Origin of the sequence: Paenibacillus azoreducens, assembly GCF_021654775.1 — a bacterium.
Classification (GTDB): Bacteria; Bacillota; Bacilli; order Paenibacillales; family Paenibacillaceae; genus Paenibacillus_AQ; species Paenibacillus_AQ azoreducens.
The window spans coordinates 6,495,580-6,519,838 of sequence record NZ_AP025343.1; the positions used below are offsets into that span (position 1 = coordinate 6,495,580).

General features: G+C 49.3%; 21 protein-coding genes and 1 riboswitch. Of the genes, 8 read left to right on the forward strand and 13 right to left on the reverse strand.

All coding sequences use genetic code 11. From position 1 onward, the window contains the following. Positions 1–25: 25 nt before the first annotated feature. Entirely contained in the window at positions 26–901 is an 876-nt protein-coding gene (locus L6442_RS29095; protein WP_212979021.1) for a C40 family peptidase, read from the reverse strand. A gap of 377 nt (positions 902–1,278) precedes the next feature. Between L6442_RS29095 and L6442_RS29100 the strand changes: the two genes are divergently transcribed. Then, complete coding sequence (locus L6442_RS29100) at positions 1,279–2,580, forward strand: helix-turn-helix domain-containing protein (protein WP_212979022.1); 1,302 nt, start codon at positions 1,279–1,281, stop codon at positions 2,578–2,580. A 342-nt stretch (positions 2,581–2,922) separates the two neighbouring features. Further along, on the forward strand, positions 2,923–3,129 hold the full coding sequence (locus L6442_RS29105; RefSeq protein ID WP_212979023.1) for an aspartyl-phosphate phosphatase Spo0E family protein: 207 nt from the start codon (positions 2,923–2,925) through the stop codon (positions 3,127–3,129). A 339-nt stretch (positions 3,130–3,468) separates the two neighbouring features. On the opposite strand, the gene L6442_RS29110 is transcribed toward L6442_RS29105, so the two are convergent. Then, on the reverse strand, positions 3,469–4,380 hold the full coding sequence (locus tag L6442_RS29110) for a cation diffusion facilitator family transporter (RefSeq protein WP_212979024.1): 912 nt from the start codon (positions 4,378–4,380) through the stop codon (positions 3,469–3,471). 180 nt (positions 4,381–4,560) lie between these two features. On the opposite strand from L6442_RS29110, the gene L6442_RS29115 reads away from it, so the two are divergent. Next, positions 4,561–4,746, forward strand: coding sequence for a hypothetical protein (locus L6442_RS29115; RefSeq protein ID WP_194232494.1), 186 nt, complete (start codon positions 4,561–4,563; stop codon positions 4,744–4,746). A gap of 90 nt (positions 4,747–4,836) precedes the next feature. Here the strand turns inward: L6442_RS29115 and L6442_RS29120 are convergent, their stop codons facing one another. The 4 genes from L6442_RS29120 to L6442_RS29135 all read right to left on the reverse strand — a co-directional run bounded on the left by L6442_RS29120 (position 4,837) and on the right by L6442_RS29135 (position 10,243). Then, positions 4,837–6,462, reverse strand: a complete 1,626-nt coding sequence (locus tag L6442_RS29120) for an ABC-F family ATP-binding cassette domain-containing protein (RefSeq protein WP_212979025.1) — start codon at positions 6,460–6,462, stop codon at positions 4,837–4,839. Between the two features lie 234 nt (positions 6,463–6,696). After that, positions 6,697–7,662, reverse strand: coding sequence for an MBL fold metallo-hydrolase (locus L6442_RS29125; RefSeq protein ID WP_212979026.1), 966 nt, complete (start codon positions 7,660–7,662; stop codon positions 6,697–6,699). 205 nt (positions 7,663–7,867) lie between these two features. Then, positions 7,868–8,899: a cytochrome d ubiquinol oxidase subunit II gene (locus L6442_RS29130; protein WP_212979027.1), complete on the reverse strand. Its 1,032-nt coding sequence runs from the start codon at positions 8,897–8,899 to the stop codon at positions 7,868–7,870. Further along, entirely contained in the window at positions 8,900–10,243 is a 1,344-nt protein-coding gene (locus L6442_RS29135; protein WP_212979028.1) for a cytochrome ubiquinol oxidase subunit I, read from the reverse strand. A gap of 336 nt (positions 10,244–10,579) precedes the next feature. Between L6442_RS29135 and L6442_RS29140 the strand changes: the two genes are divergently transcribed. Further along, positions 10,580–11,716, forward strand: a complete 1,137-nt coding sequence (locus tag L6442_RS29140; RefSeq protein WP_212979029.1) for a virulence factor — start codon at positions 10,580–10,582, stop codon at positions 11,714–11,716. Positions 11,717–11,917: 201 nt separating this feature from the next. Further along, positions 11,918–12,125, forward strand: a riboswitch (Lysine riboswitch). Positions 12,126–12,306: 181 nt separating this feature from the next. Beyond that, complete coding sequence (locus tag L6442_RS29145; protein ID WP_212979030.1) at positions 12,307–13,767, forward strand: amino acid permease; 1,461 nt, start codon at positions 12,307–12,309, stop codon at positions 13,765–13,767. Positions 13,768–13,826: 59 nt separating this feature from the next. Here L6442_RS29145 and L6442_RS29150 read toward each other — a convergent pair whose 3' ends face one another. Both L6442_RS29150 and L6442_RS29155 read right to left on the reverse strand, forming a co-directional pair. Then, positions 13,827–14,969 (reverse strand): transglutaminase domain-containing protein, encoded by a 1,143-nt coding sequence (locus tag L6442_RS29150; RefSeq protein WP_212979031.1) that lies wholly within the window; start codon positions 14,967–14,969, stop codon positions 13,827–13,829. Positions 14,970–15,268: 299 nt separating this feature from the next. Then, complete coding sequence (locus L6442_RS29155) at positions 15,269–15,910, reverse strand: bifunctional 4-hydroxy-2-oxoglutarate aldolase/2-dehydro-3-deoxy-phosphogluconate aldolase (protein ID WP_212979032.1); 642 nt, start codon at positions 15,908–15,910, stop codon at positions 15,269–15,271. A 230-nt stretch (positions 15,911–16,140) separates the two neighbouring features. On the opposite strand from L6442_RS29155, the gene L6442_RS29160 reads away from it, so the two are divergent. Further along, positions 16,141–16,338 (forward strand): hypothetical protein, encoded by a 198-nt coding sequence (locus L6442_RS29160; RefSeq protein WP_194232504.1) that lies wholly within the window; start codon positions 16,141–16,143, stop codon positions 16,336–16,338. A gap of 153 nt (positions 16,339–16,491) precedes the next feature. Here L6442_RS29160 and L6442_RS29165 read toward each other — a convergent pair whose 3' ends face one another. The 4 genes from L6442_RS29165 to L6442_RS29180 form a co-directional block, all read right to left on the reverse strand. Continuing rightward, positions 16,492–16,728: a glutaredoxin family protein gene (locus L6442_RS29165; protein WP_212979033.1), complete on the reverse strand. Its 237-nt coding sequence runs from the start codon at positions 16,726–16,728 to the stop codon at positions 16,492–16,494. Between the two features lie 54 nt (positions 16,729–16,782). Then, positions 16,783–17,724: a thioredoxin-disulfide reductase gene (trxB, locus tag L6442_RS29170; protein ID WP_194232506.1), complete on the reverse strand. Its 942-nt coding sequence runs from the start codon at positions 17,722–17,724 to the stop codon at positions 16,783–16,785. A gap of 296 nt (positions 17,725–18,020) precedes the next feature. Continuing rightward, positions 18,021–19,988: a heavy metal translocating P-type ATPase gene (locus L6442_RS29175; RefSeq protein WP_373871820.1), complete on the reverse strand. Its 1,968-nt coding sequence runs from the start codon at positions 19,986–19,988 to the stop codon at positions 18,021–18,023. A 942-nt stretch (positions 19,989–20,930) separates the two neighbouring features. Next, complete coding sequence (locus L6442_RS29180) at positions 20,931–22,106, reverse strand: aldolase/citrate lyase/malate synthase family protein (protein WP_212979035.1); 1,176 nt, start codon at positions 22,104–22,106, stop codon at positions 20,931–20,933. A 186-nt stretch (positions 22,107–22,292) separates the two neighbouring features. On the opposite strand from L6442_RS29180, the gene L6442_RS29185 reads away from it, so the two are divergent. Together L6442_RS29185 and L6442_RS29190 are read left to right on the forward strand one after the other, a co-directional pair. Next, positions 22,293–22,502, forward strand: coding sequence for a helix-turn-helix transcriptional regulator (locus L6442_RS29185; RefSeq protein ID WP_194232510.1), 210 nt, complete (start codon positions 22,293–22,295; stop codon positions 22,500–22,502). Beyond that, positions 22,495–22,809: a DUF2178 domain-containing protein gene (locus tag L6442_RS29190; protein ID WP_212979036.1), complete on the forward strand. Its 315-nt coding sequence runs from the start codon at positions 22,495–22,497 to the stop codon at positions 22,807–22,809. Before L6442_RS29185 ends, L6442_RS29190 begins: the two co-directional genes overlap by 8 nt. A gap of 157 nt (positions 22,810–22,966) precedes the next feature. Here the strand turns inward: L6442_RS29190 and L6442_RS29195 are convergent, their stop codons facing one another. Continuing rightward, entirely contained in the window at positions 22,967–24,259 is a 1,293-nt protein-coding gene (locus L6442_RS29195; protein ID WP_212979037.1) for a homocysteine synthase, read from the reverse strand.

Below are 24,259 nucleotides of genomic sequence, written 5' to 3' on the forward strand. Positions count from 1 at the left end.
TTCCCGGTCCTTTTTTCTTACGATTTTATTTGATTACGCTGCCTCCATACAGGAAACGCAGCTTCCATGAGTTGCTGAAGTCCGTGACCACAACGCCCCCGGCTTCAGTGGAATACGTATGCAGCAGCTTATTGTCCCCTAGATATACGGCCACATGGGTAATCCGCTCCTGATCCTTATTCACCCCTGCATATGCGGAAGCGCCTGAACCTTTATAGCTCATAAAAAACACCAGATCACCGCGTTTCAGCTGATCAGGATTGTAAACAGCCTTGCTGTTTTCCTTCACCCAGGTTCCTTGCTGGCGGGAATCCATCGGGAGCGTAATGTTTGCCCCTTCTTTGAATATTTGGCGGGTAAACGCCGAGCAGTCGAATGTGTTCGTCTGATTGCGGTCGGAACCATATTCATAAGGAGTGCCCAAATATTTCATGCCGGTTTGAACCATCTGCTCAATGGCTGCGCTGACATTCGTTCCGGGAGCTGGCGTTACGGTACCGGAGTCATGATCCGGCTTGTTGGATGATCCCGATTCCGAACTTGATCCTGATCCGGATTCCGTTCCGGGAGCCCCATCCTCTGCAAGCGTTATGTATTTATCCGCGGAACTGGTATAGCCCACTTGCCCCGACGAGGTTTTCACTTTATAAAAATAAACAGTGCTTTTGTCAAGGATCGTTACCTTTTCGCCGTTTTTCAAGTAACCTACAACCTCGCTCGACATCGAAGGCTTGTCCCTTAGTCTTACAGTGGCCTGAATAATGCCTGTTTGCAAAGTTTCATTCTTTTGCGTCACTGCTGCAGCAGCTTGAGCCTTGGAATCTGCCGGGACCATGATTGCCGTGGAAACCGCCGCAGAAACAAGCAGGCATCCAAGCAAAATTTTCTTGATGTTAATCATGTCATTCCTCCTTGTGCTGACTGATATGAAACGTTGTTGTCCCCATTATAGTCATAAGGCAGGAAATACCATATGCTCCTTTTCTCACAAAATACCACTCCAAATATTAGCACTAGACAGGACTTAAGTCTTGATTTCTCCTTGTATTATGATTATAAGGAAAATAAAGGAATATATTTCCTGAGAACAAGATACATAACTTTAAAGATTACTTATCGGTAACTTCCAAGACTATCAACGATTCAACTACGGATTAGATTGAATATGCAGGAGATGAGGACATTTACATACTTTTAACTAAATGGTAATATATAGGTGGTTAATTATTTATTTCTATATCTATTTCTATTTCTACTTCTTTAAGAGGAGGTGAGGAAGTGAATACCGTTACTTCGGAGTCTAAAAACTTGGGGGAACTGATACAATACCATCGAAAAAATAAAAATTTAAGCTTATCAAAGCTGCAAGAAATTGTCGGCATTGATAAGGGCAGCTTGTCGAGAATTGAAAGCGGGGGAGTCAAACGTCCGGATTTTCAGTCCATATTATCCATTGCTGCTGCATTAGATATTCCCCATAACGACATCGTAGAACAGTATATCGAGCTTGGACATAAATCAGAGGTGATCTACTCCATTTTGCAGAACGAATTGGCAACAATCGAGCATCCGCCGCTCATTTATAAAATAGCCGCCAAGTTTCTTGAAACGCCAAGCGAAGATAGCTTCGAGCTGGTTCAGGAATTGTACCAAACGATAGACTCCGTAGAAGATGCCCCCATTCAATTATCTCTATGCCACCTCATCATTGATTACTCGCGTTCCCATGGAATCATGCCCTATATTGCTAAAGGATTGTACCGGAAATACATGATTGAAAGAAATGATTTCAGCAAATTAAAGGAAACCTATCAATCAGGAAAATATATTTTGGATTATGCAAACTTCCTTAGTGACAAGGAAAAAATAATAGCACATTATAGCCTGGCTGTTCATGCGTATAACCTCATGCTATACGAAGAGTGCATCAGCTTATGTTCGTATATCTTGGAGAAGGATGAACCACTAGGTGAGTATAAAGCAAAAGCTGTTTACAGTATCGCTTGTTCATACCATTATTTGGGACAATATGAACAATGCCGAGTTTATCTTGAAGAATGCAGTAAATTCCCGTTCTCCTACATATCCGATAATGCCAGACTGATGAAGTTGATAACGAATGGGAAATTAGGGAACACGGAATCGGCCATTTTACAATTAGAGGACTATTTAAAAAATCCATCAGACTATAACCTCATTTACGCAGTAACTGAATTATTCAATCTTTATCTTTCTATAAACGACTTTGTGTCAGCGGAAAGACTCTTAAAGTATGAAGATTGGATGCTGGAGAGTATTAATGATGAACGTGTAACACCATTTAAAAAATCGAGGTTAGCATATTTTTATTTGCTTAAAGGGATTTTGTTGCTTAACATGCAATTATGTGGGGAAGCATTCGACTGTTATATTGAAAGTACGTGGAAGTATATGGATATCGGCATGTATGATAAAGCAATCCTGAGTTTGTTGCATATTAGTCATGCCATAATGAAAGATGAAACACTCCTAACCATGGAGGTTGTGAAGAAATTAGATCTAATGTTCGATCAATTAATAAAGAAAGGATTGATAGCATGAAAAAGCTGTTTTCAAAAACGCCGATCCTTTTAGTTGCAATATTACTGGTTGCTTTAGGAACTGCACTTATTCCTAATGTTGTGTCCGCAGATCCACCTTGGGTATCACCCACATTCAAAAGTAGTCCACATCACTGATATGGGTATGGGATAGCCTGTAAGTTATTCGGTATATCGTTTTATTCATATATGCTTAAAAATGGTCTTATTTGTTAAAACGCCTGCCTGGGCGTTTTTTGTTATATTGAGTATAAAATTGTTGCGCAATAACCCAAAATAGGCTATTTTTACCAACTCCATCTATAATCAAGTGCAAGATGATATTTATGGATGGGGTATGAAAATGAACCGGATAAACTCATGTACCGGCACTCTAGTGCCATATTACTTTTTATGTGAAGAACCTATCACCTTAATAGAAAAAATTGAAAACACCCGCAGGGAATTGATAAAGGTTGTCAACGAAAGGAAGAGTTTAACAGACGAAGCGGTTTTAAAATTGAGTCAAGAGTTAGACATCTATCTTTTGGAGTGCCAGAAAAGGAAATAAGCTGTAAAGATATTCTGTCGATGCAAACGAAACTGGGAAACGTTATTTCAGCTAAAAAGCTGCCTTTTCAGATGTAACGAAACACAGAAGCGTTATTCAGGCGAAATCTCGATCCAACACCACAAATTCTGAGCAATAGCGATACCCTGTTTCGTTAAAAAATTTGGAAGCCTCTTTTTGCTCAAATAACGACTGCAAGTTTCGTTAGACAAGCGGAATGCCGATAAGAACTCCTTCAAGTGAAATGCGTCAAAACATTTGAACACTCAGCGCCGCCATGCAGACATTAAAAACGGGATGGTCCCGAAGGCCAGCATCGTTTCGCCTCGGCACAATCCCTTATTTTTTGATGGCAAGCCCGTGAACTCCCGGCTCCAATATGTCCACATCCTTGGGTTCCACATGAACATGCACATTCATGATGTTATGCATATCCGTAAGCCGCTCTTCGATTTCGTCGCTGATCCGATGTCCTTCGATAATGCTCAGACGGGGATCGACTTCGATCACCACATCCACCAGAACATGATTGCCGTGAACCCTTGCTTTGACATCCTTAATGCCTTCGACGCCCGGCGTGCTGCCGATGGCGCTGCGCAAATCCTTCAACTCCTCCTCATCAAAGCCGTCGGTCAAACGGTAGGTCGAATCCCGGAAAATATCCCATGCCGTTTTGCAAATCAGAAGCCCGACCGCAAAAGCTGCGACCACATCCAGACATTTCAGTCCGAATTGCGCGCCGACAATGCCAATCGCCGCTCCAACACTGACGATGGCATCCGAAAAATTATCTTTAGCCGCAGCCATGAGCGCCTGGCTATTAATTTTTTTCGCCAGATTCCGGTTGTAGAGGTATACCCCGTACATGCAGACCGCACACACCGCCGCAATCCCGGCAGCCCATAAATCCGGTTTCGCTTCTATGCCCGAAAACAAAGACCGCGCCGCATCGAACAGTACTTGAATGCCGACCATCGCCATAATAAATGAAGAAAGCAGCGCCGCCACCGTCTCCGCCCGGAAATGCCCGTAGGCATGATCGGAATCCGGCGGTTTCCTTGATATGCGCAGACCGACCAGGACGGCAAGTGAGGCGATAATATCGGTTACGTTATTAAAACCGTCGGCGACCAGCGCGCTTGATGCGAACAGGTAACCGCTCACCAGCTTAAAGGCGGAAAGGATCAGATAGGCCGCGATGCTGACCCACGCTCCCCGCTCCCCTTTTCGTATATCATCATATATGTTCACAGTCCGAAGCCACCTTTTTCATCAGGTTTCCTAAGTACTTTTTAATCCTAACAAACGAAATCCGTGTGGGTCTACAGAAACATAATTGCCGCGGGTCAAGAGGTTTTGTCTTCGGAATCTCTTGTGGGAAGCCGCAAAAACGGATAAAATTGAATACACATGCTTAAGGGAGGTCCGCCCATGTCCGATAATAATCAATCCAAAAAGGTCAATCTGGCTGACGCAATCCGTGCCAAGCTGGAGCAGAAGAAACAGCAAAACACATCTTTTAAACCCGGCGGATTTCAAGGGAATTCCCCGGCAGCGATGAAAAGCCAAAACAATAAAAAGCCAAACAATCAGCGCCGCCGCACCGGCGGTTCATGATGGGAAACGGGCTTTAGCCCTGAAACGCCAAAAAAAGCTGCTCCCCCTTGCCGGGAAAGCAGCTTTTTTTGCATATTCAAGCATCGGCTCTTACAAGCCGTCCGGATACATTTTCTCGCGGAGCGCCTTGATTTCTTCGCTTTCAAGATATTCATCGTAGGTCATTGCTTTATCGATAATGCCTGTAGGCGTAATCTCGATGATGCGGTTGGCAATCGTCTGAATAAACTGATGGTCATGCGAAGTAAATAAAATCGTTCCGTCGAAATCGATTAATCCGTTATTCAATGCCGTAATCGATTCCAGATCCAAGTGGTTGGTAGGTTCGTCAAGCAGCAGCACGTTTGCGCCGTTCAGCATCATTTTGGCAAGCATGCAGCGCACTTTCTCGCCCCCTGAGAGAACGCTGGCTTTCTTCAGGGCCTCTTCCCCGGAGAACAGCATCCGGCCCAGGAATCCGCGCAGGAACGTTTCATCCTGATCCTTGGAGTATTGGCGCAGCCATTCAACCAGGTTCAGATCCACCCCGTCGAAATATTCCGAGTTGTCTTTCGGGAAATACGCTTGAGTCGTGGTTACGCCCCAAGAGAATTCGCCCGCATCGGGTTCAGTGCGTCCCATCAGCACTTCGAACAGCATCGACTTCGGCAGGCCGTTCGGGCCCACCAACGCGATTTTGTCGCCTTTGTTTACAACAAAGCTCAGATCGTCCAGCACCTTCTCGCCATCCACCGATTTGGTGAGGCGGTCCACCGTCAACAGCTGCTTGCCGGCTTCGCGCTCCGGTTTGAAGTTAATGAACGGATATTTGCGGTTGGACGGACGGATGTCATCCAGCGTAATTTTATCCAGCTGCTTCTTGCGGGACGTCGCCTGCTTGGACTTGGAAGCATTCGCGGAGAAGCGTTGAATAAATGCCTGCAGCTCTTTGATTTTCTCTTCCTTTTTCTTGTTGGATTCGCGCTGCAACTGGAGCGCCAGCTGGCTGGATTCATACCAGAAGTCGTAGTTGCCGACGTACAGCTGGATTTTGCCGAAGTCGATATCCGCAATATGCGTGCAAACCTTGTTCAAGAAGTGACGGTCGTGGGATACCACGATAACAGTGCCTTCGTAATCCATCAGGAAGTTTTCAAGCCATTGGATCGATTCAAGGTCCAAGTGGTTGGTAGGTTCGTCAAGCAGCAGGTTGTTCGGACGGCCGAACAGGGCCTGGGCCAGGAGCACGCGGACTTTCTCGTTGCCGCTCAGCTCTTCCATCTTCTTGTCGTGCAGTTCGCGCGGAATGCCGAGGCCGATCAGGAGCGCAGCCGCATCCGGCTCGGCGTCCCAGCCGTTCAGCTCGGCGAACTCTCCTTCAAGTTCACCCGCACGCAGACCGTCTTCCTCAGAGAAGTCGGCTTTGGCGTACAAGGCATCCTTTTCTTTCATAATGTCATAAAGACGGCTGTGTCCCATAATAACGGTTTCGAGAACCGGATATTCGTCATATTCAAAATGGTTCTGCTTCAGGACGGCCATCCGTTCGCCCGGTGTCATATGAACTTCGCCGATGTTGGCTTCGATCTCCCCGGACAGAATTTTGAGGAAGGTCGATTTACCGGCGCCGTTGGCACCGATCAGACCGTAGCAGTTGCCTGCGGTAAATTTTATATTCACATCTTCAAAAAGTGCGCGCTTTCCGTAACGGAGCGTCACGCCGCTTGTACTGATCATTAAGCATTACCATCCCTTTCACATATACTTCTGCACATTATAGCATAAAAAGAAGGTCTTATCGACGTATCTCCGCTGGAGAAAGGGCTTTCCCTTTCGCATAACAAAAACATCCTATCAGTTCCCGCTCCTGAAGGGTGGAATCATGATAGGATGTTTACATTAAAGCTTACGCCGGGTTATTTCTCTTGCTCTGTCAAAAGCATCCGGCGGATAGGTGTTAATGGCCGCAGTTTAAGGCTGAATCCGCAGCGTTTCCCCATGCTTCAGCACCTGAATGCTCTCCGCCTTAATTCCAAGCCGCTCCCGCTCGGCCTCCATCCGGTCCAGCGCCTCCCGCGCCGTATCATCCGCCAGACGGAACGTGCCGTAATGCATCGGAATCATCGTTTCCGCGCCGACATCGAGAAAAGCCTGCAGCGCTTCTTCGGGATTGACATGCTGCGTACCCATAAACCATTCCGGCTCATATGCCCCGATCGGGATCATCGCGGCATCGATATGATAACGTCTCCCGATCTCCTTAAAACCGGGAAAATATCCGCTGTCCCCAGCGAAATACAGGTTTGGCGGCGTCCGCCCCGCTTCCCGGCCGGAAGCAGGCTCCTCTGCATCAGCCGGTTGAAGGACATAACCGCCCCAATGCGAGGTGTTCGTATCAAATGGAGTCCGCCTCGTCCAGTGCTGTGCAGGTACAAAAGAAATTTTCACGCCCCGAATGACCGCATCTTCCCACCATCCCAGTTCGACGCAATTGCGGAATCCTTTACGGATCATTTTCCGGCGCAGCCCGACCGGCACGAACAGCTTCGTTTCCGCTCGGTACAACTTGCGGATGGATGCCACATGCAGATGATCGTAATGGGAATGCGAGATCAATATGACATCAACGGGCGGCATATCGCGGATGCCGATACCCGGTTCACCCAATCTGCGGTCTAGTCCCATCCGTCTTGCCCAGACCGGGTCGGTCAGTATATTCAGTCCTTCGTATTGAATCAGAAACGTTGAATGTCCGATCCAAGTGATGGACGTGTCCCGGCGGTTCGCATGCAAATATTCGAGTTCGGGAACCACGTTTGGCACAAGGTAGGATAAGTCCTTTTTCTTGTTTCTTCGTTCCCGGCGCCATTGTTTGAAATCTTTTACGGTATGGTCCGTACTGACGCTGTCCATGTTGCCGTAACGCATTTTGGGCAAATTGCTCCCCTCCTTCTCGTACAAGCCGTTAACTCCATTTTACCCGGAAAGGAACCCGGCGTACCAGCAGAGATAGAGCGCATCCCGGGAAAGCCTACTCGTCCCTGGGATCGTTGTAAATGCCGATGTAGACGGCCAGAAACAGGAGCGATGCGGCCACAACCCCTGACGGTGCAATGAAGATAAAGAAATCTTCCATGAAACTTCACCCTTTCTTCGCAGAGCTGCCGCGGACATATTTGGCGTCAAATAAAAACAGCCGCATAAGTAAAACCAGTGATGGAATGAGCACAATGAGCCCCAGGCCAAACGCCGTAATCAGCGCGATCGCCATCGTATCATTGGTGAAATTCTCGTAAATATTGATTTGCTTATACAAAACATAAGGCAGATGGGAACGGCCGTAGCCGAACCATGCGAACGCAAATTGCAGCATAACCATCATAAAGCACCAGCCCAGATGCCGCCTGCTCCAAACCAGATACACGGCAATCAGGAAGCAGAGGAATGAGGCGGCAAACATCCACGCGTTCTCCAGCATGCCCCGAAAATGCTCCGGATTTTGCCGATTGATCTCAAAAAACGCCAGCAGTGCAGCCGCAATTGTCGGGCCGCTCCACGCAAGGGCATATCGGCGCAAAATTTCAAACGCCCCCTGATCGCCGCTCATCTTCGCATAATAGCTCAAAAACATCGCCGATATGTACAGCACGCTGACCAGTGCAAGCAAAATGACGGACCAAGTATAAGGATTAGCGAAGAAATGGGGCCAGGACACCTCCACCTTCGCATGCCGCACCGTGATCACTCCCCCTTCCGAAATCGCGAGAACCGTTGACAGCGCAGCCGGAATCAGAATGCCAGTCGCCCCATACAAAGCCATATACACCTTATTGTTCTCTTTGCTGCTTCCATAAGTGTTAAATGCGTAATACACCCCGCGCACGGCCAGCAATACGATGACCAGACTTCCGGGAACAAGCAGGGCCGTACCGTAATAATAAGCCGCATCCGGGAAAAAACCGATCAACCCGATATAAAAAAATATCAAAAAAACATTCGTGACCTCCCATACCGGCGAAAGGTAGCGCTGGATGATGTTATGCACCAAATTCCCATGCCCAAGCGCCACGCTGTAGAAGCTGAAAAAACCGGCGCCGAAATCAATGGAAGCAACAATAATATATCCGAATAAAAATACCCACAGCACGGTAATCCCAATCAGTTCGTAGTTCATTTACGGCCTGTCCCCTTTCATTTCCAGCGCCTTGATCTCTTCCATCGCATCTTGATTGCGGAACAGCTTGCTAAGCACCCTGATGCAAGAAAGGCATACTACGAAATACAAAATAACGAACAGCACAACGAGCAAACCCACGTGACCGGATGTTATGGCGCCTTCCGCCGTCTTCATGTATCCGCGCAAAATCCAGGGCTGGCGCCCGACTTCCGTAAACATCCAACCTGCTTCAATCGCCACAAATGCGAGCGGGCCCAAGGCCATAATCCCGATCAGCAGCCATCTTGGATAAGCCTTGCCGCCAGGCACCCATCCGCGGAGCATGTACAGAAGCGGAATCAATACAAGCAGACCGCCCAGCGCGACCATGGCATCAAAATAATAGTGGATTGAAAGCGGCGGACGTTCATCCTCCGGGAAATCATTCAACCCGATAACTTCCGTACGCGGCGAATTGCCTGCCAGTATGCTGAGCGCGTAAGGGATCTTCAGCCCGTAGCGGACTTCGTTATCTTTGCCGAGCACACCTCCGAATACCAGAGTCGCATATGGACGGGTGTCAAAATGCCACTCGCCGGCAGCCAGCTTCTCAGGCTGGTATTTGGCCAGGTATTTGCCGGAAAAATCGCCAACCATCGCGGTGGCTACGGCAAATACAAAAGTGGACACCATGGTCAGCTTCAGCGCCTTTTTGAAATAGACATGCTTTTGTCCGCGCAGCATGCTGTAAGCGGCAATACCGCCAAGAACACCTGCGCAAAAGGTATAGGCCGATACGAGCACATGGGCCACCTTGGTTGGCGTAGCCTTATTAAACATCGCTTCGAGCGGACGAATATCCGTAAGTACGCCATCCGTCAGCGTAAAGCCCTGCGGCGCGTTCATAAAGGCATTAACCGTCGTAATGAACAACGCGGACGCCGACGAGCCAATGGCAACCGGAATCAGGAGCGACAAATGGACTAGCTTGCTTCTGAACCGATCCCAGGTATACAGATAGATTCCGAGAAAAATGGCCTCAACGAAAAAAGCGAAAGTTTCCATAAAAAGCGGCAGTGCGATGGCTTGTCCCGCTACCCGCATAAACGAAGGCCATAGGAGGCTGAGCTGCAGCCCGATGGAAGTGCCTGTCACGACTCCAACGGCCACCGTGATCACGAACCCTCTGGCCCACCGGCGGGCCAGGAGCGTATAATGCGGGTCATTCGCGCGAATGCCCCTCCATTCCGCCAACGCGATCATAACCGGAATACCGACGCCCAGCGACGCAAAAATAATATGCACGAACAGGGTCAACCCGGTTAGAAACCGGCTCAGCAGCACGGGATCAAGAGATGTCATAAACTTTGAACCGCTCCTTCCTTCAGCCTTTTCTATCTGTTTTTAGTCCCAATAGCCGATAAAACGCAAAAATCCTTTGACGGCGCCATAAAGACATACTGCGGCGACGAAGACACAGACTGCAGCCAGCATCTTTTCCTGCTTTCCGATCAGCTTGATCAACCTCCATGATTTCCGAAAATCACCGCAGTTGGGTTATGTTCGTAAACAGTTTGGCTCAAAATTCCCTTTCATATCCAAAGAGTTTTTGTCAGAGGCAAACTAAGGTACAATATGAAATAGATCACATATAGCTTGGCCGTCAACTTCGGTCGCAATAAAGGAGGTTAACTTGCAATGAAAATTAAATTTATAGAACCGACACCGAGTCCGAACTCCATGAAACTGCATTTGGATGAAAGCCTGGAGCCAGGAATCCGCAAAACATATACACTTGAAAATGAACGTTCCGCTCCAGCCTGGATCCGGGAGATGCTGCATATAGGCGGGGTAAAAAGCGTATTCCATACGCTTGACTTTGTAGCGCTTGAACGCCAGGGCAATGCCGACTGGTCGGTCATTCTGGGGGAGGTGCAGGAACGTTTCGGTCAGGAAGGCGTGAAAAATGCGCTGCTGGAGGATGTAGAGAATTCCGCCGACCATTTTGGCGAAGCCGAGGTGCTGGTGCAGTTTTTCCGGGGCATCCCGATGCAGATCCGCGTTAAATCCGGCAAGCAGGAAGAGCGTCGAGCGCTGCCCCAGCGGTTTACGGAAGCGGTTATGGAAGTCGCGGCCGCAACCTTGATCAAAGAGCGAAAACTGAAGGATTACGGGGTCCGCTACGGCGAACTGCAAGAAATCGCGAACGAAGTGGAGCAGGAGCTTGAAGCGGCATTTCCGGAGGAACGCCTCAAGCAAGTGATTCAGCAGGCGATTGCCCATGGCGCCAGCAGCGAGGAATTTGAGGAAAAACGCCGCGAATTGAGCGGTGAAGAACTCCGTGAAGCGATGAACAGCACGGATTGGCGTGTGCGTTATGCCGCGCTCGACGGCATGTCGCCAACCGAAGAGCATCTGCCGCTCCTTCAAAAGGCGCTTCACGACGAAAAAATGCAAACCCGGCGGCTGGCGGTTGTGTACCTTGGCGATTTGCGCACGCCGGAAGCGATGGAACTGCTGTATGAGGCACTGAAAGACAGCTCGCCTACCGTGCGCCGCACAGCCGGGGACACCCTCTCGGACATCGGCGATCCGGCGGCTACGCCTGCCATGCTTGCCCTGCTCAAGGACAGCAGCAAAATCGTCCGCTGGCGCGCTGCCCGCTTCCTGTACGAAGTGGGAACGGAAGACGCCAAAGAAGCGCTGCAGGAAGCCGTCGATGATCCCGAGTTTGAAGTCAGTCTTCAGGCACGGATGGCGCTCGAGCGGATCGAATCCGGCGAGCAAGCGGCGGGAACCGTGTGGCAGCAAATGGCCAGACGCGACCGTTCCTAAAGCGAAAAATCGGGCTTTTGAAAGTTGTTCACACTTTACTTATAACCATAACGCAAAAAACCGAAAACCCTGAACAGCGGCCAAATCACGGCGATAACCGTTGATGGCCGCCTCCGTTTCCATATATATCTATTGCCATCCAATTGGCATTGCTTTAGTATTAGTAACGAATAAATACTTGAAGATAACCTCATCCTGCAAAGGTGAGGTAGAGGTTGCAAAAGCGATGAGTAACTGCCGGGGAGGCGTAAGGACCGCCGATACATCCGGGAGCGAAGGGCGCTTTTGCCGAAGTGTGCGGTTCGTCCTTCCGGATCCGCATGCTGGGGCTGTACCCGAAAGGGACAGAACTGTCACGGTCTTTCGGCACTTCTGAAAATTTGCCGAGCCGTGATGAGCTATCTTTCATGGATGCACGGATGCGGCTAACCAGAGGACTATAGATCAAGCCCGCAGGTACTCCATGCCTGCGGGCTTTTTTAGCTGGTAAATCCCCTTCCATGACAAGCTTTAAATCATTTAGAAGAGGTTGTTTCTCGGTGCTGAAAACCGACCTTTTTGAACACGACTTAGAAGGGAAGTTTTATAGTATGTCTAGCAAAACACCCGCGAACTCTTTGCGGCAAACTCTGAAAGCCCGTCACATGTCAATGATTGCCCTTGGCGGCTCTATCGGTACCGGGCTTTTCCTTGCAAGCGGGAGCGCGATATCCTCCGCGGGTCCGGGCGGGGCCATTCTGGCTTATTCCGCAATCGGACTTATGGTATATTTCCTCATGACGAGTCTGGGGGAACTCGCAACCTACCTGCCTGATTCCGGCTCGTTCAGCACGTACGGCAGCCGGTTCGTCAGTCCGGCTTTCGGTTTTGCGGTCGGCTGGAACTTCTGGTATAACTGGGCCATCACGATTGCCGCCGAACTGTCTGCCGCAACGGTGATCATTAAATATTGGTTCCCGGATTCCCCTTCGCTTTTGTGGAGCTTCCTGTTCCTGGCTTTGATGTTTGGCCTTAACGCACTTTCCGCCAAGGGATACGGCGAATCGGAATACTGGTTTGCGATTATCAAAATCGTAACGGTTATCATATTTTTGGTTCTTGGCACGCTGATGATTTTCGGTATTTTTAACGGTAAACCTGTCGGCTTCAGCAATTTCAATCTGGGTGGCAGTTCGTTCCACGGCGGCTTCTTCGCTTTCATCGGCGTATTTATGGCGGCCGGCTTCTCTTTCCAGGGAACCGAATTGATTGGTGTTGCTGCCGGGGAAAGCGAAAATCCGCGCGAAAACGTGCCGCGTGCCATCCGGCAGGTGTTCTGGCGGATTCTGCTTTTTTACATTTTGGCGATTGTAGTCATCGGCTTTTTGATCCCTTATACCAATCCGAATTTGCTTAAAACGGAACTGAACAACATCGGCGTCAGCCCTTTTACGCTTGTATTCGAAAAGGCCGGGCTCGCATTTTCCGCTTCCGTCATGAATGCGGTCATCCTAAGCTCCGTGCTGTCTGCCGGCAACTCCGGCATGTATTCATCGACTCGCGTGCTGTACGCCATGGCCAAAAACGGGCTTGCTCCCAAAATGCTCGGCAAGCTGAACAGCCGCGGCGTTCCGATCAATGCGCTGATCATGACGACCATGATCGGCATGCTGGCCTTCCTCGCCTCACTGTTCGGAGACGGCGTGGTCTACAATTGGCTGTTGAACGCTTCGGGAATGTGCGGTTTTATTAACTGGCTTGGCATCGCCGTCTGCCATTACCGGTTCCGCCGCGCATTTATCGCCCAAGGGCACTCGCTCGATGAGCTGCCGTACCGCGCCAAATGGTTCCCGTTCGGCCCGATATTTGCCTTTTTCTTATGTATGATCGCTATTGCCGGCCAAAATACCGGCGCCTTTACCGGAGCAAGCATCGACTGGTACGGCTTGATGGTATCTTACGCCAGCATCCCGCTTTTCCTTGTCATCTGGTTCGGTTATAAATGGGTCAAAGGCAGCAAGCTGATTCCGCTAGACCAATGCGACTTGACGACGCATAACCGGGAGAATTAAAAGAAGGTCCCTTCTGACTGCCAAGCAGTTTTTGAGGGGACCTTGCTTATTTCGCGGGATTATTTCCATGTAACGTAAACCCGCAAATCCTGCGTATCATCAAGCTCGCTTTCTACATAGGAGATGGAATTCACCCCAAGCCGGTATAAATCCTGCAGATCGTCCATCAGATCCTCATGGCTGCCATGGTAGCGCAGCAGCAAGGAATTGCCGCCCTGCTTGATCTCCGCCTTGACCTTGGCCCTTAGCTTCGAACTAGAACTCACGATCTCCGCCGGATCGTACAGCTGGTATTCCAGCACGCGCTCCAGCTTTTTGTAAAAGTTTTGCCGCCCGTCATTCTGGTTGATCAATTTCTTGAGCGTATCCCGGTAAGGCGTATGGGCAGCCGGGTAGCTTTTCGTCCAGCTATGGTCTTTTCTCATCTGCGCGTCGGTGCGGAGGTAATAGCCGATGCCGATTTCGCCGGCCTTGTCCGGAGCCGGGTCGTCCCAGGTTGTGTCAAGATGGTACCACTTGCCGTCCAAAAGCACCAGATTCCATGCATGAAGCTGGCTGATTTGCGTATCCCGCGGCGTTGCCGTTCCTTCTACGATCCGGTTCGTAATCCCTGCATCCGTGAGCATTTTATACGCCAGCAGCGAATATCCCTGGCACACGGCGCTGCCGGAGATTAAACCGTCATAAGCCGTATACTTTCGAAGCGTATCGTCATATTTCAAGTTGAGTACGATCCAGTCATGGATAGCCTTGACCTTCTCATGGTCATTCATTCCGGGTTTTATGATGTCGGCCAGAATGCTTTGAACACGCTTGGAGACGTAAGCCGTCTGCTCCACCGTTTCCCGGTAGCTAAGCTGAACGCTCACATTAGCCGACTTCGAGTTGCCGCTGTAGGAATATCCGTAACTTTCGATGATGTAGTTCATGTACGGGTCGCTTTCAAGCGCATGTTCCAGTGCATTTTTGAGCTGGGCCTTCAACTGACTCGTCTTTCCCTGGTAAGTGAACTGAACCTGACCGAGCCTTTTGCTCATGGCGTCCCGCAGCGTCGTTTGAAGTTCCTGTTCATTCTTGACCACATCCGCACCGGATGTCGCTGAAGCATAGACCATCTCCCAATCAATAGCTGGGGATATTGATGCCGTGATAAGCGTACCGGCGAGCATAACCTTGGCCACTGATCTGCGCCTCCATTTCATATCGTACCCTCCCCTCAACTTCAACATATCCGCTTTTGATAAGAAAAACGTTTATTGATGTACCTCACAGCAGCTATATAAGTTGAACCAATGATTTGCACGGATGTAGGCAGCCGGGTGAAATGTTCTTTCGATCGCTGCCCGCTCCCAGATTTCTTTGATTTATACTAAATTCATGGTTGAAATCCGATCACAAAATCTTGAATTAGACAAATGTTCTTTAAACAGCATGCAGCGCATTTACTCCTTCGTAAAGACTTTATTCCAGGGCTTCAACATCTATGACTTAATACGCAAAATCACCCAAAATGACTCGGGCAACCGGCCGCTTTTACAAAAGACGCCGCATATTCGGCAATTCTTTCCCGATTTCCGGCCTTAAGCGCCTCCTTTGGCAGCAGGCTGCTCCCAATCCCGACCGCGCATGCTCCTGCCTCGAAATATTGCCCGATGTTCCCAAGCGTCACCCCGCCGGTTGCCATCAACGGGATATGATTCAACGGTCCCCGAATTTCCCGCAAATACCCAAGCCCCAGGCTGGCCATAGGGAAAAGTTTGACGACCTCGGCACCGGCGTGAAACGCCATTGCGATTTCGGTCGGCGTCATCGCGCCCGGCCATATATCGATGCCACGCTCAAGGGCATATGAAATGACGTTCAAATCCACATTCGGGGAAATCAGAAATTGTGCACCGGCAGAAACCGCCTCCTCGGCCATTTTTACATTCAATACCGTCCCTGCTCCGACATAGGCCTGTCCATCAAACGCCAAGCGCCAGTCATGAATCATATCCGTGGCACCGGCCGTATTCATGGTTACTTCCATAAATTTGATGCCGCCCGCAACAAGTCCCGCTCCCGCAATGCGGGCCTCTTCCCGCGTAATCCCTCTTACGATGGCGACCAGGCGGGATTGAATCAGTTCGTTGGTTAATTTCATCGTTTTACATTCCCCCGTTCCGCTTTTCTATATAAAAATAATTCGTATGTGCTCAGTCTTTTCCCTGCTGTATCTCGCTAAAATTCTTCTTCATTCATTCTGTTATGGAAAAGGGAACTTTTTTTGAATTCTATATAATTTACGGAAATTATCAATGCATTGCGATATAATAAAAATACTTTGCATGTGATTTCCGTCATATCCATACTCATGAAATGGAGCGAATGTCCGTGACCTACGTGGATGTCAGCGATATATCTGCAGAAATGTTCATTACCGTGCTGTTGTTTCTGGTGATTATCGCTCCCCTTATCAGCCTGGCGATTCTCCGTTTTTTTCAAGGCAAGAAAAAAGCGGGACTCATGTTGATCTTGTCTGGCGTAGCTGCCTACGTCGTTTTTCAATTGATTATGAAACTGATTTTTTGATTCACAGCCAGTCATCGGCTGCCATGATTCGGCTGGATGACAGAAGAGGCAGCGTCCAATGGACGCTGCCTCTTCTTGATTGTCGCAGGCGGTATTCCACCGCTCCAGCCGATATTAATCCATGATAACGGCAAAGCATCTCTTCGGCAACACTTAAGCCTGCTCGCCCAAATATTTCTCGAATTGCAGCTTGTTCATGCCAAGAATGCGATGATCGCCAATGACGGTTACGGGAACAGCGCGCATTCCCATATTCCATACTTGCTGGGCATATTCATCGTTTTGCCCGATGTTGCGCTCTTCGAACGCTACGCCTTTTCCGGTCAAATATTCTTTAACTTGACGGCAATGAGGACAGTTGGTGTTGGTATATACAATGACTTTTTCCATACCGAATCCACCCCGGTTTAAAATGCTGAGTCATTTATGAATTAATTAATTGGATTAATGTACGGCTGCGTGATGCTCCAAGCTTTCAATGTATTTTTCGCAGTCCATCGCTGCCATACATCCGCTTCCTGCCGCCGTAATCGCTTGTCTGTAGCGGGTATCCTGAACGTCGCCGCAAGCAAAAACGCCTGGAATATTCGTCTCCGAAGTTCCCGGCTGCACCATAATATATCCGTTTGCATCCGTGGTGATTTGTCCACCCAGGAAGCTTGTGTTCGGATGATGGCCGATCGCTACGAATACGCCGCTGGCTTCGATCAATTCCTCTTCTCCGGTTTCGTTGTTGCGCACTTTCAGGCCTTTCACGCCGCGGTCATCGGCAACGACTTCAATCGGTGTGCGGTCAAGCGCCCATTCGACCTTCTCATTGCTGCGTACGCGGTCCTGCATAATTTTCGAGCCGCGCAATTCCGTACGGCGGTGCACCAATGTCACCTTCGATGCAAAGCGGGTCAAGAAACCTGCTTCCTCAAGCGCGGAATCGCCGCCGCCAACAACGACAATTTCCTTGCCGCGGAAAAAGAAGCCGTCGCAGGTAGCGCAAGTGCTGACCCCCCGTCCGACATTTTCCTGTTCGCCCGGAATGCCGAGGTATTTGGCAGTGGCGCCTGTGGAAATGATCAGGGTTTCAGTTTCAAACTCCCCAATGCCTTCCACGTCCAGTTTAAATGGACGGCCGCTCAATTCAACGCTGTTAACCCAGCCGGTACGGAATTCCGCACCAAAACGTTCCGCCTGTTTGCGCATATTATCCATCAATTCGGGTCCCATGATTCCTTCGGGAAAACCAGGGAAATTTTCTACCTCTGTCGTGGTCGTAAGTTGTCCGCCAGGCTGCGGCCCTTCGATCACGAGCGGATTCAAATTGGCGCGTGCCAAATAAATAGCTGCGGTCAAGCCCGCAGGACCAGTACCGATAATTACGGATTTATACATATGATTCCCTCCAAGCTTCCAGTGCCCGGAAAGTCGCCCATATAAGCCGGACATACCCAGGATCACTATATTATTTATACTAATTATTATTTGATAATAATTATCATATAAACTGACGCTTCTGTCAATAGAACCAGTATACATGGGATCAGGTCAATTGTGAACAATTAAATTTATATAAATTCGTGATTAAAGTCCATTTTGGCGCATCAATCCATTGCTTGATTTCCCGCATGTTGTCCTAAAAAAAGAGAATTCCCGGACACATGGTCCGAAAATCCTCTTGAGGCAGGCATTTATCTCAGCAGCCGCAGCGCGTTCAAAATAACCAGGATGGTGCTTCCTTCATGCCCTACCACGCCAAACGGCAAGGCAATTCCCGTCAGGAAGTTGCTGGTCATCAACAGAAGGATGACCGTAACCGCAAATGTCATATTTTGCTTGATAATCCGACGGGCGCGGCGGGCCAGCTTGATGGTGCCGGCGATTTCCTCGATATTGTCGTTCATCAGCACGACATCCGCGACTTCAAGCGCCGTACCGCTGCCGCTCATCCCCATGCCCATGCCGACGGTAGCGGTGGCAAGCGCAGGCGCATCATTGACCCCGTCGCCGACCATCACGACATGACCATGTTCATCGCGCAGCTGTTTCACATACTGCACTTTTTCTTCCGGAAGCAGGTCGGAATAGATATAATCGACACCAATCTGCCGTCCGATCACCTGTGCCGTTTCGCTCCGGTCCCCGGTCAGCATCGCTACCTTGACGCCAATGGCTTGCAGCTTTTGCACCGCCGCCGCAGCTTGCGGACGTATAACATCCTGCAGGCCGATAAGCCCGGCTACCCGCTCGCCTTCCAAAATCAACGATACGGTTTTTCCTTCTCCGCCCAGGCGGCTGCGCTGCTCTTTCCAATAAGCCGTATCCTCGCTTTCTTCCATCTGATCGAGCACATCCGTTTTACCGATCCGCCACTTTCTTGCGCCTACCGTACCTTCCATCCCCCAGCCGGTAACAGAAATGACCGATTCGGCGGGGAGCAGTTCCAGGTTCTCATCTTCGGCTTTACCGACAATCGCCTTTGCGAGCGGATGTTCCGACAACTGTTCGATAGAAGCGATGGTAGCAAGCAGTTCTTGGCGGTCGTAACCATCTGCAGCGATCAGATCCGTTACTACCGGTTCTCCGGCGGTCAGCGTCCCTGTTTTATCAAAAGCAACCACAGAGGTCAAGGCCATATTCTCCATATGGGCCCCGCCTTTAAACAGGATACCGTGGCGGGCGCGGTTGGAAATCGCCGACAGCAAAGCCGGCATAATCGAAGCCACAAGCGCACAAGGCGAAGCTACAACCAGAAATACCATCGCTTTATAAAAGGATGTGCCAAAGCTCCAGCCAAGCACAAACGGAGAAGCAAAAATGATCACCAAGGTGACCGCAACGACGATCAGGGCATAAATCGCTTCGAAACGCTTCATGAAGCGTTCGGACTGCGGAACCTCATTTTCCGCTTCTTCCACCAAGCGGATAATTTTCGCAAATACGGTGGCGTCCGAAGTTTGCGTCACTTCGATATACAGCACGCCTTCTCCATTCAGCGTACCGGCAAATACCTCATCGCCTTGGACTTTATCTACAGGAACGGACTCGCCGGTAATGGAGGCTTGGTTGACTGCCGAAAAGCCTTTTTGGATCACGCCGTCGGCAGGAATCAATTCGCCGGGTTTAACGAGGATCAGGTCCTTGATCTTCAGTTCATCAATGGAGACCAGCGTCATTTTGCCGTCATCGACCCGAAGCGCAAGCTCCGGCTTCAATGCCATCAATGAGGAGATATCTTTCTTGCTTCGCTCCATGGTGTAGCTTTCAAGCGCACCGCTCAAAGCGAAAATAAAGATCAGCATCGCACCTTCATTCCAGTATCCGATGCTTGCGGCACCCATTGCTGCCGCGACCATAAGCAGGTTGACGTCCAGCTCCCGCTCCTTTATCAGAGTCTCTACACCTTCCTTTGCCTTGAGCCAGCCCCCGGCTGCATAAGACAAAATGTACAAGATAATCGAGACTGTAGTCGATGCATAACCTACGGCCCACCCGCCAAGCATTAATACCCCGCTGAGAATTGCAGCCTGCATTTCGCGGTTCCGCAGCATACTTCGGAAATCCATCCGTCTCTTGCGGTGAGGGTTTGGTGTTTTTGAACTGCCGGATATAGAAGCTTCTTTTGCAATTTTTGCCGTCATCTTTTGAGCATTTTCCATCATGTACACCTTCCTTAATTGAGAATGAAAAACATTATTATTACCCTTAAAACAGCACATGCTGCTTCGGACTAAGCCGAAGCAGCATGTTTAACTCTTGGACGCGTAATGTCCAATTGAGAATGATAATCATTTTTGTATTAATGCAATTGTTTTTCCCTTGTGCAAATTTTACACTTTTATTATATGCCGAATCTAAAAAAATGTAAACCCGTTGCAAGCTAAAATATGTAAAATTGAATATAAAAAAATGAACTTTCCACGTTTCTTCATAACTCGGGGATTCTGAATCCTCTTTCACGAAGGCGCTATTAGTATCCATCCGAATTTATACGAAAATGAGCTTTTGCGTTTTTGAGATAAAACCCATAACATTTTCTTCATTGGTGGTGACCGTGAGGTTATGCGGGTTTCTAACGGACATAACAGCCGCTAAGAGGCTAAAAATAGCCATTATTAAATTATTAACGGACACCACGGCGCTTAATTGCTCCAAAACACTGCCCCAAAGGGACTTTTTGAATAAATAGCGGCGACTGTGTCCGTTAAAAATCAAAATGGTCGAAATTTTCCTCGATAGCGGCCGCTGTGTCCGTTAGAATCAAATATGGTGACAGCCACCGCTATATTTGATTCTAACAAAACTACGTATCGCTATTCAGCTCAACAAAGGTTCTTTTCGGCGTTTTTCCTCCAAATAACGTTCTGTAGTTTTGTTAGATTTTGATCGGTATCGTATTAGCGGCAATAACACTTCCCTGTTTCGTTAGATCATTCAGATCAACTAAACATCCGCATAGAATCCAGGGTGCTCTTCCGCCCTTCATTTTCATTAATAAAATGAAATAAAGCCACTCTAATGAGCGGCTCTATGATTGACTTTATGATTGGCTTCACGATTGACTTTATGATTGGCTTCACGATTTCCCGCATCTTTTCCTTTTAATATGCCTTCTCTTGTTTTCGCGCCTTCCTATTCAGTTCAAACTGCGCAGCCGCCAAGCGAAATGCGGGTATGAGGTTTGATGCAGCGCCGATCCCTTCGATCCCTGCCCGATATATGGCCGGCAAATCAGCCGTATTCCGCAAACCCGATACACGCAATGAAAGACGGGAATTGCTTTTTCTTATTTGTCTGGCCAGCGTTTCTATTCGACCGGAAACATTTTGCGACCATGTATGAGCGTTTTCACTGCTATCCATTACAATCAAATCGGCGCCTTTCGCCAGATCGGCGGCAAGCCGTACGTCAATGTCAACTTCAACCAAAGCGCCAATGCTGCATGATACAACGCGGCGCTGATAGCAATATGTTTCTTCCGCAACCCGCTCGATCAAGTCGTGGGCGAAATTCCATTCCTCTGTGCAAGTCGGGTACGGGACAAGAATCTCAAGTTTGTGCGCAAGTCCCTGACGCTCGCAGGCGAGCACGGCCCTGAATAACGCTTCAAGCTGAATATCCCGCAGATCGGAAAGACTTTCCGCCTCACGCGCGTGTCCACGCAGCCTGTCGATGCCGGTTACCAGAGCCACGCTCAGAACCCCATCGTCTAAATGATGAAGCACCGTTTCCAAGTGTCCCTTCCACCGATACAGCAGACGTTCTCTGAGTGTCATGTCCGGGCATTGTTGTCCGCCGGGGCGATCATCAGCATACTGCAAAGTCCACTCCTCAAAGAGCTCCTTCAAATGGCCACCCGCAAGCCAGTCAGCTTCACGCAGCAGCAGCAAACCTGCCATCCCCTCTGCCTGCTGCGGCAGATCGGCGGCGTCTTCGGCCAAGATCTCCAACTCGCGTACGTTATCGCACCATTCAAGCAGACATTTGGGTGCGGCGAGATCTTTATCTTTGGTTGAAAAAGGTTCGGCTTCACGCAAAATACTCCCGATCGAATCCGGATCAGCTGCGAGAATCGCCTCCTCTGTCGTCATCGATCCGATTCTTGCCAGTTCCACCAGCGAAGCAATTTCCGGCAATGAGCATGCCCGCGCCTGCCCCCGATCTTGTAAAAGCATACCGTCATTTCGCTTCTCCACCGGATAAACCGCTTCCACAAACGCAGACATGGAGCAAGAGCCTTTTTGGCAGCAGTTATTCTGACATCGATCACTCTTCATGATTGGACGTCCACCCTCTTTTCCGGATAAATGAGCCTGGTTGCAGCGGCCCTACCCTACAGAATATTAGTGGCAGCCGGCAAATATACGGTATTTGCGCATCTGTTACCTATATTGACAAACAACTCGCATGTAAAGTACACTTTACGTAAAGTTAACTTTACATTTAGATTGGCGGGGACGGATTTGAAAACGCGAATTCGGGAAAAACGGACAGCCTGGAACATGACACAGGAAGAGCTTGCCGCACGGCTGCATGTATCCAGACAAACTGTCATCTCATTGGAAAACAACAAGTATAAACCTTCTTTGGTACTGGCTCATAAGCTTGCCCAGATCTTCGAATGCCAAATGGAGGATATATTTATTTTTGAAGGAGATGAAAACATTGAGTAATCAGCTGTTAAATGTACTGTATGGATTAGGCGGGCTTTTCTTCGGTGTTGTAGTGCATATCATTTTGCAAATCGTATCAAAGCGGAAAGGAATAAAAGAGCATCGGTTCGATGAACGCCACCAATATATCACAAGCCATGCGAAAGCGGTGGCGTGGAACTCTACATCTATTGCTATCATTGTCGCCTGGGCGCTCATTATTGTGTTCGACGGAATTTCCCTGCCTTTCTTCCTGATGACCGGAGTGTACGTTCTGCATAATCTAACTTATCTTTGTTCCAGCGTTTATTATACCAATCGGAATTAGCCGTTTAATTGACGCTCTCTTTCTAAAAAGACATGTTCAATTCCCTGCGCGCGGTGTGGCGTTGCATGGCGGAGATCCACCACAATTTACTTTTCTGAATCTTCAAAAAGAAAGAAACCGCTCCATTCGGAACGGTTCCTTTTACATATATGAATAATTACTGCTGGCTGGCGGTAATCGCCTGTTCCAGATCATGCAAAATGTCCGCAATCGCTTCTGTGCCGATAGACAAACGCAGCATTTCCGGATTGACGCCTGCAGCAATTTGCTCTTCTTCGGACAATTGCTGATGCGTTGTGCTGGCAGGATGAATGATCAGCGACTTCGAATCGCCCACATTGGCCAGATGGGAGAACAACTTCACATTTTCGATTACTTTGCGTCCCGCCTCTTTTCCGCCTTTGATGCCAAACGTCAAAATCGCGCCCTGTCCTTTCGGCAGATATTTCTGCGCCAGCTCATACGAAGGATGGCTTGGAAGACCGGCATAGCTCACCCACTCTACCGCATCATGGTTTTCCAGGAACTGCGCTACTTTAAGCGCATTTTCACTGTGGCGTTCCATGCGCAAATGCAGTGTTTCAAGCCCCTGCAGCAGCATCCATGAATTGAACGGCGAAATCGTGGAGCCAAGGTCGCGGAGCAGCTGCACGCGCGCTTTGATAATATACGCAATCGGTCCGACGGCATCCGTGTATACCACGCCATGGTAACTTGGATCCGGTTCGGTCAGACCCGGGAATTTCCCGCTTGCCGCCCAGTCGAAATTACCGCTGTCTACGATGATGCCGCCGATGGAGGTTCCATGGCCGCCGATGAACTTCGTTGCCGAATGAACGACCACATCCGCATCATGCTCGATCGGACGCAGCAAATAGGGGCTTGGGAAGGTATTGTCCACAATGAGAGGAATGCCATTTTCGTGAGCGATCTGCGCAACGGCCTCGATGTCGAGCACATCCCCTTTCGGGTTGCCGATCGTTTCCGCATACAGCGCTTTGGTTTTATCCGTAATCGCTGCGCGGAAGTTTTCCGGATTGCTGGCATCGACAAAATGCACTTTAATGCCAAGCTTCGCCAGCGTCGTCGAAAACAGATTATACGTACCGCCATACAGCGTCGAGGAAGATACGATTTCATCCCCGGCTCCGGCAATATTCAATACGGAAAAAGTGATCGCCGCTTGCCCCGAGGAAGTCGCCAGCGCGCCCGCCCCGCCTTCCAGCGCAGCCACGCGCTGCTCGAACACATCGGTGGTCGGGTTCATCAGGCGTGTATAGATATTGCCAAATTCCTTCAGCGCAAACAGATTGGCCGCATGGTCGCTGTCTTTGAAGCCGTAGGAAGTGGTTTGATACAGCGGTACGGCACGCGAAAGCGTCGTAGGGTCAATCTCCTGGCCTGCATGAACTGCTAAAGTTTCAATAGATAACGGACGTTCGTTGGACAT